Source organism: Kitasatospora sp. Xyl93, from assembly GCF_055383135.1.
The window spans coordinates 2,148,999-2,167,436 of sequence record NZ_AP029185.1 but is presented as its reverse complement, the minus strand read 5'-3'; the positions used below and the strand labels follow the sequence as shown (position 1 = coordinate 2,167,436).

The window sequence follows — 18,438 nt, the reverse complement described above, 5'->3', positions numbered from 1 at the left end:
CGATGAGCAACGAACCGGCCGGGCCGGAGCACGGCGCGGCGCAGGGCCGGTTTGGCCCTGGACACCCTTCGGCGGATAGCCTTCCCGCCGTGCCGAAACCCGATCAAACCACCGTGAGTCCGCCCCGCCCGACCGGGACCACCGCCCTGCCGCTCGCCGAGCTGGCCGTCGAACTGGGCCTGCCGCCCGTCGAGGGCGGCGCCGTCAGCGGCGTCACCCACGACTCCCGCGCGGTCCGTCCGGGCGACGTGTACGTGGCCTTCCCGGGCGCCAACCACCACGGCGCGGCCTTCGCCGCCAAGGCCGCGGAGTCCGGCGCGGTGGCGGTGCTCACCGACCCGGCCGGCGCCGAGCTGGCGGCCGGCGCCGGCCTGCCGCTGCTGGTCGTCGACCGGCCGCGGGCCGTCATGGGCGAGCTGGCCGCGATCGTCTACGGCCGCCCCTCCCAGCGGCTGCTGATGATCGGGCTCACCGGCACCAACGGCAAGACCACCACCTCGTACCTGGTCGAGGGCGGCCTGCGCGGCGCCGGGCGCAGCCCGGGCGTGATCGGCACCGTCGAGATGCGGGTCGGCGAGGAGCGGATCAAGAGCGAGCGCACCACCCCCGAGGCCACCGACCTGCACGCGATCCTCGGCGTGATGGCCGAGCGCGGCGCCGACGCGGTGACCATGGAGGTCTCCAGCCACGCCCTGGTCTTCGGCCGCACCGACGGGGTCGCGTACGACGTCGCGCTGTTCAACAACCTGACCCCCGAACACCTCGACTTCCACCCGGACATGGAGGACTACTTCCAGGCGAAGGCCCGGCTCTTCCAGCCCGGCAAGTCCCGCCACGGCGTGGTCAACCTGGACGACGGGTACGGCCGCCGGCTCGCCGCCGAGGCCAAGATCCCGGTGACCACCTTCTCCGCCACCGGCGACGCCGGGGCCGACTGGCGGGCCGTGGACGTCCGGCTCGGCCCGGTCGGCTCCACCTTCAGGGTGCTGGGCCCGGACGGTGCCGCGGCCGACGCCTCCGTGCCGCTGCCCGGCCCGTTCAACGTCGCCAACGCGCTCGCCGCGATCACCGCGCTGGTCGCCGCCGGGCTGCCGCTGGAGCGCGCCGTGGCCGGCGTCGCCGCCGTCCCCGGGGTGCCGGGCCGGCTGGAGCGGGTGGACGCCGGACAGCCGTTCGTCGCCGTCGTCGACTACGCGCACAAGCCGGACGCCCTCAGGGCCGTCCTCGCCTCGCTGCGCGAGGTCACCGAGGGCCGGCTGCACGTCGTGGTCGGCTGCGGCGGCGACCGCGACCCGCACAAGCGCGGCCCGATGGGCGACATCGCCGCCCGCCTCGCCGACACCGCCCTGCTGACCAGCGACAACCCGCGCAGCGAGGACCCGCTGGCGATCCTCGCCACCATGCTGACCGGTGCCGCCGCGGTGCCCGAGGCCGAGCGCGGGGACGTCCTGGTCGTCCCCGACCGGGCCGAGGCGATCAGGCTCGCCGTCGCCCGCGCCCGGGCGGGGGACACCGTGCTGGTGGCCGGCAAGGGCCACGAGCTCGGCCAGTACGTACGAGACGAGATCCGCCCCTTCGACGACCGGGAGGTGCTGCGCGAATCCATCGCGCAGACCGCGGCCGCGCGGGGCGACCGAGGAGTAGAGCAGCAGTGATCGCACTGACCCTCGCCGAGGTGGCCGCCGCCGTCGGAGGCACCCTGGACGGCGCCGACCCGGACGCCCTGGTCACCGGCCCGGTCGAGATCGACTCGCGGAAGGTCAGCCCCGGCGGCCTGTTCGCGGCCTTCGTCGGCGAGCACGTGGACGGCCACGACTACGCGGCCAAGGCGGTCGAGGACGGCGCCGTCGCGGTGCTGGCCTCCCGCCCGGTCGGCGTGCCCGCCGTCCTGGTCGACAGTGTGGTGGAGGCGCTCGGCAGGCTGGCCCGCACCGTGGTCTCCCGCGCCGAGGGCACCACCGTGGTCGCGCTGACCGGCTCGGCCGGCAAGACCAGCACCAAGGACCTGATCGCCCAGCTGCTCCAGCGCCTCGGCGAGACGGTCTACCCGCCCGGCTCGCTCAACAACGAGATCGGCCACCCGATGACCGCGCTGCGGGTCGAGGACGGCACCCGGCACCTGGTCATCGAGATGGGCGCCCGGCACAAGGGCGACATCGAGTACCTCACCTCGATCACCCCGCCCCGGATCGGCCTGGTCCTCAACGTCGGCACCGCCCACCTCGGCGAGTTCGGCTCCCAGGAGGCGATCGCCGAGGCCAAGGGCGAACTGGTCGAGGCGCTGCCCGCCGACGGCGCCGCGATCCTCAACGCGGACGACCGGCTGGTGCGCGCGATGGCCTCCCGTACCAGGGCGAAGGTGGTCCTGTTCGGGGAATCCCCGGACGCCCACGTACGGGCCACCGGCGTTCGCCTGGACGCCACCGGACGGCCATCGTTCACGCTCACCACCCCGGCCGGTTCCGCGCCCGTGCAGCTGCGCCTGTACGGTGAGCACCACGTCTCGAACGCCCTCGCCGCCGCCGCGGTGGCGGTGGAGCTCGGGATGTCCGTCGACGACACCGCGGCAGCCCTGGGCGAAGCGGGTGCGCTGTCCCGCTGGCGCATGGAGGTCGTCGACCGGGCCGATGGTGTCACCGTCGTGAACGACGCCTACAACGCGAACCCCGACTCGATGCGGGCCGCGCTGCGGGCGCTGGTGTCGATGGGGGGCCGGGGCCCGGAGCGCCGCCGCACCTGGGCGGTGCTCGGCGAGATGCGGGAGCTCGGCGAGGAGAGCCTGGCCGAGCACGACGCCATCGGGCGGCTCGCCGTCCGGCTGGACGTCACCAAGCTGGTGGCGGTCGGCGGACGCGAGGCGGCCTGCATGGAACTCGGCGCGAGGAACGAAGGTTCGTGGGGTGAGGAGTCGGTGCTGGTGTCCGACGCGGACGCGGCGGTCGAGCTGCTGCGCAGTCAGCTTCGGCCGGGGGATGTGGTCCTGGTGAAGGCTTCCCGTTCGGTGGGGCTGGAGAAGGTGGCCGAGGCCCTCCTGGCGGACGGTGTGGCCGAATAATGAAGCAGATCCTGTTCTCCGGGATGATCGGTCTCATCCTGTCGCTGCTCGGCACCCCGGCGCTGATCAAGCTGCTCGCGAAGCACGGCTACGGCCAGTACATCCGTGACGACGGCCCCAAGGCGCACCACAGCAAGAAGGGCACGCCCACCATGGGCGGCATCGCCTTCATCCTGGCGACCCTGATCGCGTACTTCGCCACGAAGGCGATAACGGGCGAGAGCCCGACGGCCTCCGGGCTGCTGGTGCTCTTCCTGACCGCGGGCCTCGGGCTGGTCGGCTTCCTGGACGACTACATCAAGGTGGTCAAGCGCCGCTCGCTGGGCCTGCGGGCCAAGGCGAAGCTGGCCGGCCAGTCGATCGTCGGCCTCGGGTTCGCCGTCCTGGCGATGCAGTTCCCGGACGACCGCGGGCTCAACCCGGCGTCCCAGAGCCTGTCCTTCGTCCGGGACTTCAAGTGGGCGATCGGCCCGGTCCTGTTCGTCATCTTCGCGTACTTCATGATCGCCGCGATGTCGAACGGCGTGAACCTGACGGACGGTCTGGACGGCCTCGCCACCGGCGCCTCGGTGATGGTCTTCGGCGCCTACACCTTCATCGGCATCTGGGAGCACACCCAGAGCTGCGCCTACGCCATCACCGCGACCGCCAACTGCTACGACATCCGCGACCCGCTGGACCTCGCCGTCGTGGCCTCCGCCCTGATGGGCTCCTGCTTCGGCTTCCTGTGGTGGAACACCTCGCCCGCCAAGATCTTCATGGGTGACACCGGCTCGCTCGCCCTCGGCGGCGCCCTGGCCGGTCTGGCGATCTGCTCCCGCACCGAGCTGCTGCTCGCCCTGCTCGGCGGCCTCTACGTGATCATCACCCTCTCGGTGATCATCCAGGTCGGCTCCTTCCGGATGACCGGCAAGCGCGTCTTCAAGATGGCGCCGTTGCAGCACCACTTCGAACTCAAGGGCTGGACCGAGGTCCTGATCGTGGTCAGGTTCTGGATCATCCAGGGCCTCTGCGTCGCCGTCGGCCTCGGCCTGTTCTACGCGGGATGGGTGACCGGATGACCGACCCCGACCTGACCGGCCCGGCCAACCCGGACTTCGACGGCCTGCCGGTCGCCGTCGCCGGCCTGGGCGTCTCGGGCATCAGCGCCGCGCGCGTCCTGCACGGCCTCGGCGCCCGGGTCACCGTCGTGGACGGCGGCAGCGGGCCCGGCCTGGCCGCCCGGGCCGCCGAGCTGGAGGCGCTGGGCGTCACGGTGCGGCTCGGCGACGGCGCGAGCCTGCCCGAGGGCACCGAACTGGTCGTCACCTCGCCCGGCTGGGCGCCGGACAGCCCGCTGTTCGCCGCCGCCGCGGCGGCCGGCGTGCCGGTCTGGGGCGACGTCGAGCTGGCCTGGCGGCTGCGCAGGCCGCTGCCCGGCACCGGCGAGCCCGCCCCCTGGCTGGCCGTCACCGGCACCAACGGCAAGACCACCACCGTCCAGATGCTCGCCTCGATCCTCACCGCCGCCGGCCGGCGCACCGCCGCGGTCGGCAACGTCGGGGTCTCGGTGCTGGACGCGGTGCTCGCCGAGGAGCCGTACGACGTGCTCGCCGTCGAGCTCTCCAGCTACCAGCTGCACTGGGCGCCCTCGCTGCGCCCGTACTCGGCGGCGGTGCTCAACCTGGCGCCGGACCACCTCGACTGGCACGGCTCGATGGAGGCGTACGCCGCCGACAAGGGCCGGATCTACGAGGGCAACGTGGTCGCCTGCGTGTACAACCTGGCCGACCCGGCCACCGAGGCGCTGGTCCGCGAGGCCGACGTCGAGGAGGGCTGCCGGGCGATCGGCTTCGGCCTCGGCGCGCCCGGCCCGTCGAACTTCGGCGTGGTGGACGGGCTGCTGGTGGACCGCGCGTTCGTCGAGGACCGGGCCAAGAACGCGGCCGAGCTGGGCGCCGTCTCGGACGTGAACCCGCCGGCCCCGCACAACGTCGCCAACGCGCTCGCCGCGGCGGCGCTGGCCCGGGCGTACGGCGTCGAGCCGAAGGCCGTCCGGGAGGGCCTGCGGGCCTTCCGCCCGGACGCCCACCGGATCGCCGAGGTCGGCGTGGTCCGCGAGGTCACGTATGTCGACGACTCCAAGGCCACCAACACCCACGCGGCGGCCGCCTCGCTGGCCGCCTACCGGCCGATCGTCTGGATCGCCGGGGGCCTGGCCAAGGGCGCGACCTTCGACGACCTGGTGCAGGGCGCGGCCGAGCGGCTGCGCGCGGTGGTGCTGATCGGTCAGGACCGCGCGGTGATCCGGGAGGCGCTGGAGCGACACGCTCCGGATGTGCCGGTGATCGAGGCGGCCGAGGGCCAGACTGGCGCGGTGGCGATGGCCGAGGTCGTCCGGACGGCCGCGTCGCTCGCCCGATCGGGTGACACGGTGCTGCTGGCGCCGGCCTGCGCCTCGATGGACATGTTCACCAACTACGGCGAGCGCGGCGACCTCTTCGCGGCGGCCGTCCGGGAGCTGGCGGACTCCGGCGAGTGAGCCCCTCGGGTCCTGGCGGCCCGGAGGCGGACGAGCCGTAAGACGGGAGCGGGGAGCGGTGGCGGGGCAGGGCAGAGCGGATTCCGGCGTTGCGAAGCGGGACGCCGCGGAGCCGATGAGGGTGATCTCCGCCACCACGACCAAGTACAAGTCGGCCGGTCCGCTGGCCCGGGTCCAGGCCTTCCGGGCCCGGGTCCGGTACTGGCTGGACCGGCCGCTCGCCCCGTACCTGCTGGTCGTCGGCAGCACCCTGCTGCTGGTCGTGCTCGGCCTGATGATGGTCTTCTCGGCCTCGCAGATCCTCGCCCTGAACCAGCACCACACGGCGCAGTACTACTTCCTCAAGCAGCTGATCGCGGCCATCCTCGGCCTGGTCCTGCTGATCGGCTTCGCCTCCGTCCCGGTGGCGGTGCTGCGGGTGATCACCTACCCGGTGATGATCGGCGTGATCGGCGCCCTCACCCTGGTCGCCATCCCCGGCATCGGGGTGCGGATCAACGGCAACCAGAACTGGCTGGATTTCGGCTTCTTCCAGTTCCAGCCCTCGGAGTTCGCCAAGCTCGCGCTGGTGCTCTGGGGCGCCGACCTGCTCGCCCGCAAGCAGAAGGCCGGGACCCTCAACTCCTGGAAGCACCTGCTGGTGCCGCTGGTGCCGGGGGCCCTGCTGCTGCTCGCGCTGATCATGTTCGGCGGCGACATGGGCACCTCGATGATCCTGGTGGCCATGGTGTTCGCGCTGCTCTGGATGGTCGGAGCGCCGCTGCGGCTGTTCGTGGCCACCCTCGGGGTGGCGGTCGTGGTCTGCACCGCCCTGGTGGTCACCGTCCCGCACCGGGCGGAGCGGCTGAGCTGCATCGGCGTCACCAAGATCGACCCGGAGGGCGCCTGCTTCCAGGCCCTGCACGGCGTCTTCGCGTTCGCCAACGGCGGCGGCTTCGGCACCGGCCTCGGCGCCGGCGTGGAGAAATGGGGCCAGCTGCCCGAGGCGCACACCGACTTCATCTTCGCCGCGACCGGTGAGGAACTCGGTCTGGTGGGGACGCTGTCCGTCCTCGGTCTCTTCGCGGCACTAGGCTACGCGGGTATCCGTGTGGCCATCGGTACGAAGGACCCCTTCGTCAGGTACGCCGCGGGAGCCGCCACCACCTGGATCATGGCGCAGGCCATGATCAACCTGGGGTCGGCACTGGGACTGCTGCCCATCGCGGGCGTCCCGCTCCCGCTGTTCTCCTACGGCGGTTCCGCCATGCTGTCGGCCATGTCCGCGGTCGGAGTGCTGCTGTGCCTGGCACGCAGCGCCTCGGGCGCGAAGGCGGCCCTGGCCGCCCGGAGCAAGAACTCCCGGATCAGGAGACAACTGGCCCGGGTGCTGCCACGACGACGAACCACAGCGCGCCCGGCCCCGGGGCCGGCACGCAGGGAGCGGTGAATTTCGGTGCATGTCGTACTCGCCGGCGGGGGGACCGCCGGTCACATCGAGCCGGCCATGGCCCTCGCGGATGCCCTCCGCAGGCACGACCCGTCCGTCGGGATCACCGCCCTGGGCACCGAGCGCGGACTGGAGACCCGACTGGTACCCGAGCGCGGCTACCAGCTGGAGCTCATCCCGGCCGTCCCGCTGCCCCGCAAGCCCACCCCGGAGCTGATCACCGTCCCCGGCCGGCTGCGCGGCACCGTCCGGGCCGCCCAGGAGATCATCGAGCGGGTCAACGCGGACGCCGTGGTCGGCTTCGGCGGCTACGTCGCGATGCCCGCCTACCTGGCCGCCAAGCGGGCCGGGGTGCCGATCGTGGTGCACGAGGCGAACGCCCGCCCCGGCCTGGCCAACAAGATCGGCGCCCGCTACAGCGACTTCGTGGCGGTCTCCACGCCGGACAGCAAGCTGCGCGACTCCCGGTACATCGGCATCCCGCTGCGCCGGACCATCGCCACCCTGGACCGGGGCGCCGCCCGCCCCGAGGCCCGCCAGTACTTCGGCCTCGACCAGCGGCTGCCCACCCTGCTGGTGTCCGGCGGCTCCCAGGGCGCGCGCCGGCTCAACGAGACGATCACCGCGATCGCCCCGCGGCTCCAGCAGTACGGCGTGCAGATCCTGCACGCGGTCGGCCCGAAGAACGAGCTGCCGCAGGTGGCGGACGTCCCGGGGATGCCGCCGTACCGCCCGGTGCCGTACCTGGACCGGATGGATCTCGCCTACGCGGCCGCCGACATGATGCTCTGCCGGGCCGGTGCCATGACGGTGGCCGAGCTGGCGGCCGTCGGCCTGCCCGCCGCCTTCGTCCCGCTGCCGATCGGCAACGGCGAGCAGCGGCTGAACGCCCAGCCGATGGTCAAGGCCGGCGGCGGCCTGCTGGTGGACGACGCCGAGCTGACCCCGGACTGGGTGCTCCAGAACGTGCTGCCGGTGCTCACCGACCCGCAGCGGCTCTGGGACATGAGCCGGTCGGCCGCCGAGTTCGGCCGGCGCGACGCCGACGACCTGCTGGTCGGCATGGTGTACGAGGCGATCCAGGCGCACCGCGGCGGCCGCCGCCGTGGCTGACGGCCGGCTCGCCGACCCTCCCCCAGCCTCCGGCCGGGGGTACCCCCATGAGGACGAGTTCGGAGACGAGGAGGAGTCCGCTCCCCGCCTCCGGCTCTCCCGGCGGGGCATCGTGGTGCTGGGCGCGCTCGGCGCCGTGGTGCTCGGCGTGCTGGCCTGGCTGGTGTTCCTCTCCTCGGTCCTGGACGTGCGCAGCGTCGCCGTCCAGGGGACGAGCGACGACAGGCTGACGGCGGACCAGGTCCGCGAGGCGGTCGGCGGGCTCGGCCAGGGGCCGCTGGCGCGCGTGGACCTGGACGAGGTCCGGCACCGGGTGGAGGCCATCCCCCGGGTGGCCGGGGCCGAGGTCTGGCGGGGCTGGCCGCACACCCTGCGGGTGAAGGTCGTCCAGCGCAAGGCGGTGGCCGCCGTCAAGGGGGAGGACGGCCGGTTCACCCAGGTGGATGCCGGGGGCGTGAGCTTCGCCACCGAACCGGCCCCGCCGGAGGGCGTCCCGGTGGTCGAGCTGCGACTCAGTCAGCAGGCGAACGACGTCGACGGGGTGATCTCCCGTCCGCAGTTGGTGCGGGGCGCGGTGGCGGTGGCCGCCGGGCTGCCGCCGGAGGTCGCCAAGCGGGCCGGCTCGGTGCTGGTGCACTCGTACGACGACATCGAGTTGCAGCTCAGCGGGGGTGCGACGGTGCGTTGGGGGAGTCCGGAGCAGATCGACCGGAAGGCCCGGGTGCTGGTGGCGCTGATGAACCAGAAGGGCACCAACTTCGATGTGACGGCGCCTGAGGCGCCGGCGGTGTCCGGGTGATCCGGTAGGTTCTCTGGCTGAGGGAGGGGTTGACGCCTTGAAGTGTCGGCCCGACTCTTGGTGGTCACCCCCGGTTTCCTAAGCCGGCCGATGATCACATAGGCTCAAAAGAAAAAGGGAAGCTCGGCGTGTTCGTTGAAACACGTGCCTGGAGCCACCTAGTGTCCTGTGTCACCAGACTGTGTTTCCTGGTGATGTGACGGAGGCACAGAACTAACCCTAAAGGTCAAGTTTAGGGTTGGGGTCGGCGGTCGGCATTTCGGACATTCAGTCAGAAACCAGGCTCCCTACCCATCGACATCCGTCGGTACGGCCCCGCTCCGGGTCGCACCGACCCGGAAATTCGAGGCGAGAGGCCTTCGACGTGGCAGCACCGCAGAACTACCTCGCAGTCATCAAGGTCGTCGGAATCGGCGGCGGTGGTGTCAACGCCATCAACCGGATGATCGAGGTCGGTCTCAAGGGCGTCGAGTTCATCGCGATCAACACCGATGCGCAGGCCCTCCTGATGAGCGACGCCGACGTCAAGCTCGATGTGGGCCGTGAACTCACCCGGGGCCTGGGCGCCGGCGCCAACCCCGAGGTCGGCCGCAAGGCCGCCGAGGACCACCGCGAGGAGATCGAGGAGGTCCTCAAGGGGGCCGACATGGTCTTCGTGACCGCCGGCGAGGGCGGTGGCACGGGCACGGGCGGCGCGCCCGTCGTCGCCAACATCGCGCGCTCGCTGGGCGCCCTGACCATCGGCGTGGTCACCCGTCCGTTCACCTTCGAGGGACGGCGCCGGGCCAACCAGGCCGAGGACGGCATCGCCTCCCTGCGCGAAGAGGTCGACACCCTCATCGTGATCCCCAACGACCGGCTGCTGTCCATCTCGGACCGCCAGGTCAGCGTCCTCGACGCGTTCCGCTCGGCCGACCAGGTCCTGCTCTCCGGTGTCCAGGGCATCACCGACCTGATCACCACCCCGGGTCTGATCAACCTCGACTTCGCCGACGTCAAGTCCGTCATGTCGGACGCCGGTTCGGCGCTCATGGGCATCGGCTCGGCCCGCGGTGAGGACCGCGCCAAGGCCGCCGCCGTGATGGCGATCTCCTCGCCGCTGCTGGAGGCCTCGATCGACGGCGCCCGCGGCGTGCTGCTGTCCATCTCGGGCGGTTCCGACCTCGGCCTGTTCGAGATCAACGAGTCGGCCCAGCTGGTCAGCGAGGCGGCCCACCCCGAGGCGAACATCATCTTCGGCGCGGTCATCGACGACGCGCTCGGCGACGAGGTCCGGGTCACCGTCATCGCGGCCGGCTTCGACGGCGGGCAGCCGCCGGCGATCGTCCGCGACCCGGTGGTCAAGTCCACCACCCCGGACCGCCCGGCCACCCCGCCGGCGGCGCCGGAGCGTCCGGCCGGCCGCCCGTACGGGACCATCGGCTCGGTGACGTCCCGTTCGGAGGGCGAGTCCCCGGCCGCCGCGCCGAGCCGGACCGCCGAGACCCCGGCCACCACGACCGCCGCCGCCCCGGTGCCGCCGCAGGTGCAGCCGGCCCGGCAGCCGTACGTGGAGAGCCCGGCCGAGGAGCTCGACGTCCCGGACTTCCTTAAGTGATCGATCACTCGATCCGCGCGGGTGCTCACTTCGCCTTCACCTCCCGGTGGGGCGGGGTGAGCACTTCGCCGTACGGGGAGCTCAACCTCGGCGGCGCGGTGGGGGACGACCCCGGGGCCGTGCGGGAGAACCGGGCGCTGGCCGCCCGGCGGCTGGGGCTCGACCCGGCCGACGTGGTGTGGATGAACCAGGTGCACGGCGCCGAGGTCGCCGTGGTGACCGGGCGCCAGCCGCTCGGCGAGGCCCCCACGGTGGACGCGGTGGTCTCCGACCGGCCGCTCGCGCTGGCGGTGCTGACCGCCGACTGCACCCCGGTGCTGCTGGCCGATCCGGTGGCGGGCGTGGTGGGCGCGGCCCACGCGGGCCGGCCCGGGCTGGCGGCCGGGGTGGTGCCCGCGGTCGTCCGGGCGATGGTCGCACTGGGCGCGGAGCCCGGGCGGATCACCGCCGCGACGGGGCCCGCGGTCTGCGGCCGCTGCTACGAGGTGCCGGCCGAACTGCGCGCCGAGGTCGCCGCGGTGGTGCCGGAGGCCTTCGCCGAGACGTCCTGGGGGACTCCGGCCCTGGACGTGCCGGAGGGAGTCGCGGCCCAGCTGGCCGCGGCCGGGGTCAACGAGCTGGTGCGGTCACCGGTCTGCACCCTCGAATCCGCCGATCACTACTCCTATCGCCGCGAGCAGCGCACCGGCCGGCTCGCGAGCTACGTCTGGTTGGGCTCTGATCACTGATGACGAACGACATCTACGGACCGTTCCCGGGCAGCGCCGGGTTCACCGCGGCGCTGACGGAGGGCCAGCGGGCCCGGTACGAGGAACTCGGCACCAACCTCGACGTGGTCGAGCGCCGGATCGCGGACGCCTGTGCGGCCGCCGGGCGCGCCCGGAGCGAGGTCACCCTGGTCGTCGTCACCAAGACGTACCCCGCCGAGGACACCGCGCTGCTGGCCGGACTCGGCGTGACGGACGTCGCGGAGAACCGCGACCAGGACGCCGCTCCCAAGGCGGAGCAGTGCAGAAACCTTCCTCTTGACTGGCACTTCGTCGGCCAGCTGCAGACCAACAAGGTCCGCTCGGTCGTCCGGTACGCGAACCACGTGCACTCGGTGGACCGGCTCCGGCTGGTCGGCTCGCTCTCCGCGGCGGTGCTCAAGGCGGAGCGCCCGGAGCTGGGCTGCCTGGTGCAGGTGGCGCTGGACAAGGCGTACGGGGAGGGTGAACACCGGGCGGGGGTCGCGCCGGAGGACGTCGCGCAACTGGCCGACGCGATCGCCGACACGCCCGGGCTGCGGCTGGACGGTGTGATGACCGTCGCTCCGCTGGCCGGTCCGCTGGCCGGGGACCCGGCCCGCGCCTTCGATCGGCTGGCGGAAATCGCATCCGCCGTACGGGCGGACCATCCGGCTGCCACCATGGTCTCCGCAGGGATGAGCGGCGACCTTGAGCAGGCGATTGCCGCCGGAGCGACACATGTGCGCGTCGGAACGGCGGTCCTCGGAGTGAGGTCACCGCTCAGGTAACGTCACCGGGTAAGTAGATCAGACAGCAGGACAAAATAGGACAGAATCTAGCAGCTCTTCGGAGCGCTAGCGAACCGTGGATCGCAGCTCCGCGGCCCCCGCTCCACGCACTCTGACCGGCCGTCGGGCTGACACGCCGTCGTGGAAGGGCCACGGAATCCGCAGGCGGGGCCGTACGGCCCGGGCCGGAGCCGGTCCGTACGGAGCGAGCGAAGCGGGCGACCACCAGAAGGCGCGCGCATCGCGAAGCCGCCACCGAGCGTCAGCGAGGTGGCTATGAGCGGAGGAGACAGGAGCATGGCCGGCGCAATGCGCAAGATGGCGGTCTACCTCGGCCTCGTGGAGGACGAGACGTACGACGGCCAGGGGTACGACCCCGACGACGACTACGACGCGGATCCCGAACCGATCCGGACGGGCCAGCGGACCGAGGACATCCCCCGGCCGGCACCGGCTCCCGCGGCCGCCGCGCCCGCCCCGGTCTCCTCCATCACCCCGCAGCCGGTGCCCGCGGCGGTGCCGATCCGACAGGAGACTCCGAGGATGGCACCCGTGTCGTCCATCACACCCGAACGTCGCCACAACCTGGAGAAGAGCGCACCGGTGATCATGCCCAAGGTCGTGAACGAACGAGAGCCCTACCGCATCACCACGCTGCACCCCCGGACCTACAACGAGGCCCGTACCATCGGGGAACAGTTCCGCGGCGGGACCCCCGTGATCATGAATCTGACCGAGATGGACGACACCGACGCGAAGCGCCTCGTAGACTTCGCCGCTGGACTCGTCTTCGGTCTGCACGGCAGTATCGAGCGCGTGACACAGAAGGTGTTCCTGCTGTCGCCTGCTAACGTCGATGTCACGGCGGAGGACAAGGCTCGGATCGCCGAGGGTGGGTTCTTCAACCAGAGCTGACCCGGCCACGACTTTACGTGTGGATCTGATCAACAGTGGTTTAGCGACAGGTGACGAGCGGCAGGCCCGAGGGATCGGGACCGGGGAGAGGGAAACGCGATGGACATCGTGTGGGCGGTGCTCTACTACGCCCTGACCGTCTTCCTGGTGTTCCTGCTCGTACGACTGGTCATGGACTGGGTCTTCCAGTTCGCGCGTTCGTGGCGGCCCGGCAAGGCCATGGTCCTGGTCCTGGAGGCCACGTACACTGTCACGGATCCGCCGCTCAAGCTTCTTCGGCGGCTCATTCCGCCGTTGCGTTTCGGGGGCGTGGCGCTCGACCTGTCCTTCTTCGTACTGATGATCATTGTGTATGTCCTGATCTCGCTTGTGCACCCCTAGTCGTAGGTGAGCGATGCGACAGGATGCCGGTGTGCCGACGATCACGTTGAGGTGAAGAGATGCCATTGACCCCCGAGGACGTTCGGAACAAGCAGTTCACGACCGTCCGCCTGCGTGAAGGCTATGACGAGGACGAGGTCGATGCCTTCCTCGACGAGGTCGAGGCGGAGCTGACCCGCCTCCTCCGGGAGAACGAGGACCTGCGCGCCAAGCTGGCCGCCGCGACTCGTGCCGCCGCGCAGAACCAGGCCAACCTGCGCAAGGAGCCGCAGCAGGACGCCCCCCGCCAGGGCGGCGCCCCCGTGCCGGCCGCCATATCCGGTCCTCCGGTCCCCGGCCAGCAGGGTCCGGGCGGCCCGCAGCAGATGGGTCCCGGCGGTCCGCAGCAGATGGGTCCGGGTGGTCCGCAGCAGCAGATGGGCCCCGGCGGCCCGCAGCAGCAGATGGGCAACCAGCCCCTCGGCCTGCCCGCCGGCTCCGCGCCGCAGCTTCCGGCCGGCGGCGGCCCGCAGCAGCAGATGAACCAGACCATGGGCGGCCAGCAGCAGCTGGTCCAGCCGATGGGCGGTCAGATGCTGCAGCCCATGGGCGGCCCCGGTGGCCCGCAGCAGATGGGCAACCCGATGGGCCAGGGCATGGGCCAGCAGCAGATGCAGCCGATGGGTGGCCCGATGGGCGGCCCGCAGCAGATGGGCGGCCCGATGGGCGCCCCGATGCAGCAGCAGGGCCCCGGTGGCGACAGCGCCGCCCGGGTGCTCGCGCTCGCCCAGCAGACCGCCGACCAGGCGATCTCCGAGGCCCGCTCCGAGGCCAACAAGATCGTCGGCGAGGCGCGCAGCCGGGCCGAGGGCCTGGAGCGCGACGCCCGTGCGAAGGCCGACGCGCTGGAGCGGGACGCGCAGGAGAAGCACCGGGTCGCGATGGGCTCCCTGGAGTCGGCGCGGGCCACGCTGGAGCGCAAGGTCGAGGACCTGCGGGCGTTCGAGCGTGAGTACCGCACGCGTCTGAAGTCGTACCTGGAGACCCAGCTGCGCCAGCTGGAGTCGCAGGCCGACGACTCGCTCGCCCCGCCGCGGATCCCCGCCACCGCGTCGCTGCCGCCGGCGGCCTCGTCGATGGCTCCGGCCGGTGCCGGTGCGATGAGCAGTGGCGCGCCGAGCTTCGGTGGCAACCAGCCATCCTTCGGGGGCAACTCGCCGTCCTTCGGCGGGAACAGCTCCTTCGGCGGCAACTCCTCGGCGCCGAGCTTCGGCGGGCAGTCGAACGGCGGCAACAGCGGTGCTCCGCAGATGCAGCCGGCCGGGATGACCCAGCCGATGGCGGCGGTCCGTCCGCAGCCGCCGCAGCCGATGCAGCAGGCTCCGGCGCCGATGCGGGGCTTCCTGATCGACGAGGACGGCGACAACTGAGGTTGTAGCAGGGCCTTTCGAGGGCGCCCCCTTTCCGACCCACGGGTCGGGGAGGGGGCGCCCTTCTGCGTCCGGGGGACAGGGGGGCGTGCGGGCAGGGCGAGGGGCGCGCCCGGCTGAGCAGCGCGGGGCGCGTGGAACCGGAGGGGGCGTACGGGAGCCGGGGCGGGCGTGGGGCGTGGGCGGGTACGACGAAGCCGCCGTCACCCCGGGGGGGGGGGACGGCGGCTTCGTGGCGGAGCGTCAGGCCTTGCGGAGCTGGAACGCGAGGCCGAGGGAGTCGTCGGCGAAGGTCTCGGAGTCCCAGTCGGCCGCACCGGCGGCGAAGTCGGTCGCGAGGACCTCCTCGGCGACGAGCGGGCCGTGCTCGGCGACGGCCTCGGCGGTCTCCTCCGAGGTGGCGCGCCAGCGCAGGACGATGCGGTCGGCGACGTCCAGGCCGGAGTTCTTGCGGGCCTCCTGGATCTGGCGGATGGCGTCGCGGGCGATGCCGAGGCGCTTGAGCTCCGGGGTGATGGCCAGGTCGAGGGCGACGGTGGCGCCGGACTCGTTGGCGACGGCCCAGCCCTCGCGCGGGGTCTCGGTGATGACCACCTCGTCCGGGGAGAGGGTGATCGTCGCGCCGTCCAGCTCGACCGAGGTCTCGCCGGTGGCGCGCAGTTCGGCGGCCAGGCGGGCGGCGTCGGTGGCGGCGACCGCCTTGGCGACGTCCTGCACGCCCTTGCCGAAACGCTTGCCCAGCACGCGGAAGTTGGCCTTGGCGCTGGTGTCGACCAGCGAGCCGCCGACCTCGGCCAGCGACTCCAGGGCGGCGACGTTGAGCTCCTCGGCGATCTGCGCGCGCAGGTCGGCGGGCAGCTCCTCCCAGCCCTGGGCGGCGACCAGCGCGCGCGACAGCGGCTGACGGGTCTTCACGCCGGACTCGGCGCGGGTGGCCCGGCCCAGCTCGACCAGGCGGCGGACCAGCGCCATGTGCCGGGAGAGCTCGGTGTCGATCAGCGACTCGTCGGCCTCCGGCCAGGTGGCCAGGTGCACCGAGGCCGGGGCCTCCGGAGCGACCGGGACGACCAGGTCCTGCCAGACCCGCTCGGTGATGAACGGGGTGAGCGGGGCCATCAGGCGGGTGACCGTCTCCAGCGCCTCGTGCAGGGTGGCGAGCGCGGCGGCGTCGCCCTGCCAGAAGCGGCGGCGGCCGCGGCGGACGTACCAGTTGGACAGGTCGTCGACGAAGCCGGACAGCAGCTTGCCGGCGCGCTGGGTGTCGTACGCCTCGTAGGCCGCGTCGACCTCGCGGACCAGGGTGTTCAGCTCGGAGAGCACCCAGCGGTCCAGCTGCGGACGGTCGGCCGGGGCCGGGTCGCTCGCCGAGGGCGCCCAGTTCGAGGTGCGGGCGTACAGGGCCTGGAAGGCGACGGTGTTCCAGTAGGTGAGGAGGGTCTTGCGGACCACCTCCTGGATGGTGCCGTGGCCGACCCGGCGGGCCGACCAGGGCGAGCCGCCGGCCGCCATGAACCAGCGGACGGCGTCGGCGCCGTGCTGGTCCATCAGCGGGATCGGCTGGAGGATGTTGCCGAGGTGCTTGGACATCTTGCGGCCGTCCTCGGCCAGGATGTGGCCCAGGCAGACGACGTTCTGGTAGCTGCTCCTGTCGAACACCAGGGTGCCGACCGCCATCAGCGTGTAGAACCAGCCGCGGGTCTGGTCGATCGCCTCGGAGATGAACTGCGCCGGGTAGCGCTTCTCGAACAGCTCCTTGTTCTGGTACGGGTAGCCGTACTGGGCGAAGGGCATCGAGCCCGAGTCGTACCAGGCGTCGATGACCTCGGGCACGCGGGTGGCGGTGCCGCCGCAGTCGCGGCAGTCGAAGGTCACCGCGTCGATGTACGGGCGGTGCGGGTCGAGGCCGCTCTGGTCGGTGCCGGTGAGCTCGGACAGCTCGGCCAGCGAGCCGACGCAGGTGAGGTGGCCCTCCTCGCAGCGCCAGATCGGCAGCGGGGTGCCCCAGTAGCGGTTGCGGCTGAGCGCCCAGTCGATGTTGTTGTTCAGCCAGTCGCCGAAGCGGCCGTGCTTGACCGTGTCCGGGAACCAGTTGGTGGCCTCGTTCTCGCGGATCATCGCGTCCTTGACGGCGGTGGTCCGGATGTACCAGGACGGCTGCGCGTAGTAGAGCAGCGCGGTGTGGCAGCGCCAGCAGTGCGGGTAGCTGTGCTCGTACGGCAGGTGGCGGAAGAGCAGGCCGCGCCCCTTGAGGTCCGCGACCAGGGCCTCGTCGGCCTTCTTGAAGAACTGGCCGCCGACCAGCGGGACCTCGGGGGCGAAGGTGCCGTCGGCGAGCACCGGGTTGACCACCGGCAGGCCGTACCTGCGGCAGGTCGCGAGGTCGTCCGCGCCGAAGGCGGGGGACTGGTGGACGATGCCGGTGCCGTCCTCGGTGGTGACGTAGTCGGCGTTGAGGACGTAGTGGGCGTCCTCGATCTCGACCAGGTCGAAGGGGCGGCGGTAGGCCCAGCGCTCCATCTCGGCGCCGGTGAAGGACTCGCCCGTGGTCTCCCAGCCCTCGCCGAGCGCCTTGGCGACCAGCGGCTCGGCGACGACGAGCTGCTCGTCGCCGTCGGTGGCCACCACGTAGGTGACCTCGGGGTGGACGGCGGCGGCGGTGTTGGAGACCAGGGTCCACGGGGTGGTGGTCCAGACCAGCAGGGAGGCCCGGCCGGCCAGCGGGCCGCTGGTCAGCGGGAACCGCACGAAGACCGAGGGGTCGACCACGGTCTCGTAGCCCTGGGCCAGCTCGTGGTCCGAGAGGCCGGTGCCGCAGCGCGGGCACCAGGGGGCGACCCGGTGGTCCTGGACCAGCAGGCCCTTGTCGAAGATCTGCTGGAGCGACCACCAGACGGACTGGACGTACGACGGGTCCATCGTGCGGTACGCCTCGTCGAGGTCGACCCAGTAGCCCATCCGGGTGGTCAGCTCGGCGAAGGCGTCGGTGTGGCGGGTCACCGAGTCGCGGCACTTGGCGTTGAACTCGGCGATGCCGTACGCCTCGATGTCCTGCTTGCCGGAGAAGCCCAGCTCCTTCTCGACGGCGAGCTCGACCGGCAGGCCGTGACAGTCCCAGCCGGCCTTGCGGGCGACGTGGTAGCCCTTCATGGTCCGGAAGCGCGGGAAGACGTCCTTGAAGACGCGGGCCTCGATGTGGTGGGCGCCCGGCATGCCGTTGGCGGTGGGCGGGCCCTCGTAGAACACCCACTCGGGGCGGCCCTCGGACTGCTCCAGGCTGCGCTGGAAGATCTTGTTGTCCTGCCAGAACGACAGGATCCCGTGCTCCAGGGTAGGCAGATCCACCTGCGCGGGGACGGGGTGGTACAGGGGGGTCGCACGCGGTGCGTCGTCGGAAGGGTGGTGGTGGGTGGCGGGTTGGGAGCTGGCCATCGCGGCGTCTACCTCCGGCGGATGCTGGGACTGGATCCTCCGGAGGGACGAGACGGCCCGGCCGTCCCGCGGTACCACCCTCCTTGGCCGCGGTGCTGCGTTCGCGGCCCTCTTGTTTGGGCTTGCTGCCGGGTCTAGTGGGCCACCGCGGCATCGCGGCGGCCGTTCTTCCGGCGGCTCCGGGGTGATCTTCCCGCCGTGCACACCCCCGGGCTCGCACCGTCCCCGGGTCGCTGGTGGCTGCGTACGTCGGTACTCGTCCCATCTGCGCCTT

14 protein-coding genes are annotated in these 18,438 nt (G+C 72.2%); 13 read left to right on the top strand and 1 reads right to left on the bottom strand.

Features of this window, described 5'->3' with window-relative positions:
* The first annotated feature begins 2 nt into the window (after positions 1 to 2).
* The 13 genes from ACZ5GH_RS09285 (at position 3) to ACZ5GH_RS09225 (ending at position 14,735) form a co-directional block, all read left to right on the top strand.
* Positions 3 to 1,655 carry a UDP-N-acetylmuramoyl-L-alanyl-D-glutamate--2,6-diaminopimelate ligase gene (locus ACZ5GH_RS09285; protein WP_464333905.1) on the top strand — a complete coding sequence of 551 codons (1,653 nt, stop codon included), beginning with the start codon at positions 3 to 5 and terminating at the stop codon, positions 1,653 to 1,655.
* A complete protein-coding gene (locus ACZ5GH_RS09280; protein WP_464333904.1) occupies positions 1,652 to 3,055 on the top strand; it encodes a UDP-N-acetylmuramoyl-tripeptide--D-alanyl-D-alanine ligase in 1,404 nt (467 codons plus the stop codon). Before ACZ5GH_RS09285 ends, ACZ5GH_RS09280 begins: the two co-directional genes overlap by 4 nt.
* Positions 3,055 to 4,116: a phospho-N-acetylmuramoyl-pentapeptide-transferase gene (mraY, locus tag ACZ5GH_RS09275; RefSeq protein ID WP_355249882.1), complete on the top strand. Its 1,062-nt coding sequence runs from the start codon at positions 3,055 to 3,057 to the stop codon at positions 4,114 to 4,116. Before ACZ5GH_RS09280 ends, mraY begins: the two co-directional genes overlap by 1 nt.
* Positions 4,113 to 5,576, top strand: a complete 1,464-nt coding sequence (murD, locus tag ACZ5GH_RS09270; RefSeq protein ID WP_464333903.1) for a UDP-N-acetylmuramoyl-L-alanine--D-glutamate ligase — start codon at positions 4,113 to 4,115, stop codon at positions 5,574 to 5,576. Before mraY ends, murD begins: the two co-directional genes overlap by 4 nt.
* A gap of 115 nt (positions 5,577 to 5,691) precedes the next feature.
* Positions 5,692 to 7,005, top strand: a complete 1,314-nt coding sequence (gene ftsW, locus ACZ5GH_RS09265; RefSeq protein WP_387748948.1) for a putative lipid II flippase FtsW — start codon at positions 5,692 to 5,694, stop codon at positions 7,003 to 7,005.
* 6 nt (positions 7,006 to 7,011) lie between these two features.
* On the top strand, positions 7,012 to 8,118 hold the full coding sequence (gene murG / locus ACZ5GH_RS09260) for an undecaprenyldiphospho-muramoylpentapeptide beta-N-acetylglucosaminyltransferase (protein WP_049649525.1): 1,107 nt from the start codon (positions 7,012 to 7,014) through the stop codon (positions 8,116 to 8,118).
* The gene (locus ACZ5GH_RS09255) at positions 8,111 to 8,917 is read left to right on the top strand and encodes a cell division protein FtsQ/DivIB (protein WP_464333902.1); all 807 of its coding nucleotides are present in this window, start codon (positions 8,111 to 8,113) and stop codon (positions 8,915 to 8,917) included. The genes murG and ACZ5GH_RS09255 overlap by 8 nt, the downstream gene beginning before the upstream one ends.
* Positions 8,918 to 9,281: 364 nt before the next feature.
* On the top strand, positions 9,282 to 10,514 hold the full coding sequence (ftsZ, locus tag ACZ5GH_RS09250; protein ID WP_387748954.1) for a cell division protein FtsZ: 1,233 nt from the start codon (positions 9,282 to 9,284) through the stop codon (positions 10,512 to 10,514).
* Positions 10,511 to 11,242, top strand: coding sequence for a peptidoglycan editing factor PgeF (gene pgeF, locus ACZ5GH_RS09245; RefSeq protein WP_387748957.1), 732 nt, complete (start codon positions 10,511 to 10,513; stop codon positions 11,240 to 11,242). Before ftsZ ends, pgeF begins: the two co-directional genes overlap by 4 nt.
* On the top strand, positions 11,242 to 12,030 hold the full coding sequence (locus ACZ5GH_RS09240) for a YggS family pyridoxal phosphate-dependent enzyme (protein ID WP_387748959.1): 789 nt from the start codon (positions 11,242 to 11,244) through the stop codon (positions 12,028 to 12,030). Before pgeF ends, ACZ5GH_RS09240 begins: the two co-directional genes overlap by 1 nt.
* A gap of 297 nt (positions 12,031 to 12,327) precedes the next feature.
* Positions 12,328 to 12,945, top strand: coding sequence for a cell division protein SepF (locus tag ACZ5GH_RS09235; RefSeq protein WP_224276937.1), 618 nt, complete (start codon positions 12,328 to 12,330; stop codon positions 12,943 to 12,945).
* 99 nt (positions 12,946 to 13,044) lie between these two features.
* Positions 13,045 to 13,326 carry a YggT family protein gene (locus tag ACZ5GH_RS09230; RefSeq protein WP_030060143.1) on the top strand — a complete coding sequence of 94 codons (282 nt, stop codon included), beginning with the start codon at positions 13,045 to 13,047 and terminating at the stop codon, positions 13,324 to 13,326.
* Positions 13,327 to 13,385: 59 nt separating this feature from the next.
* Complete coding sequence (locus ACZ5GH_RS09225) at positions 13,386 to 14,735, top strand: DivIVA domain-containing protein (RefSeq protein ID WP_387748962.1); 1,350 nt, start codon at positions 13,386 to 13,388, stop codon at positions 14,733 to 14,735.
* 243 nt (positions 14,736 to 14,978) lie between these two features.
* On the opposite strand, the gene ileS is transcribed toward ACZ5GH_RS09225, so the two are convergent.
* The gene (gene ileS / locus ACZ5GH_RS09220; protein ID WP_464333901.1) at positions 14,979 to 18,164 is read right to left on the bottom strand and encodes an isoleucine--tRNA ligase; all 3,186 of its coding nucleotides are present in this window, start codon (positions 18,162 to 18,164) and stop codon (positions 14,979 to 14,981) included.
* Positions 18,165 to 18,438: the final 274 nt, after the last annotated feature.

Coding starts and splice junctions, on each gene's coding strand:
- ACZ5GH_RS09285 (WP_464333905.1), top strand. CDS start 3: ATGAGCAACGAACCGGCCGGGCCGGAGCACGGCGCGGCGCAGGGCCGG.
- ACZ5GH_RS09240 (WP_387748959.1), top strand. CDS start 11,242: ATGACGAACGACATCTACGGACCGTTCCCGGGCAGCGCCGGGTTCACC.
- ACZ5GH_RS09235 (WP_224276937.1), top strand. CDS start 12,328: ATGGCCGGCGCAATGCGCAAGATGGCGGTCTACCTCGGCCTCGTGGAG.
- ACZ5GH_RS09230 (WP_030060143.1), top strand. CDS start 13,045: ATGGACATCGTGTGGGCGGTGCTCTACTACGCCCTGACCGTCTTCCTG.
- ileS (WP_464333901.1), bottom strand. CDS start 18,164: ATGGCCAGCTCCCAACCCGCCACCCACCACCACCCTTCCGACGACGCA.
- murD (WP_464333903.1), top strand. CDS start 4,113: ATGACCGACCCCGACCTGACCGGCCCGGCCAACCCGGACTTCGACGGC.
- ftsW (WP_387748948.1), top strand. CDS start 5,692: ATGAGGGTGATCTCCGCCACCACGACCAAGTACAAGTCGGCCGGTCCG.
- ACZ5GH_RS09225 (WP_387748962.1), top strand. CDS start 13,386: ATGCCATTGACCCCCGAGGACGTTCGGAACAAGCAGTTCACGACCGTC.
- mraY (WP_355249882.1), top strand. CDS start 3,055: ATGAAGCAGATCCTGTTCTCCGGGATGATCGGTCTCATCCTGTCGCTG.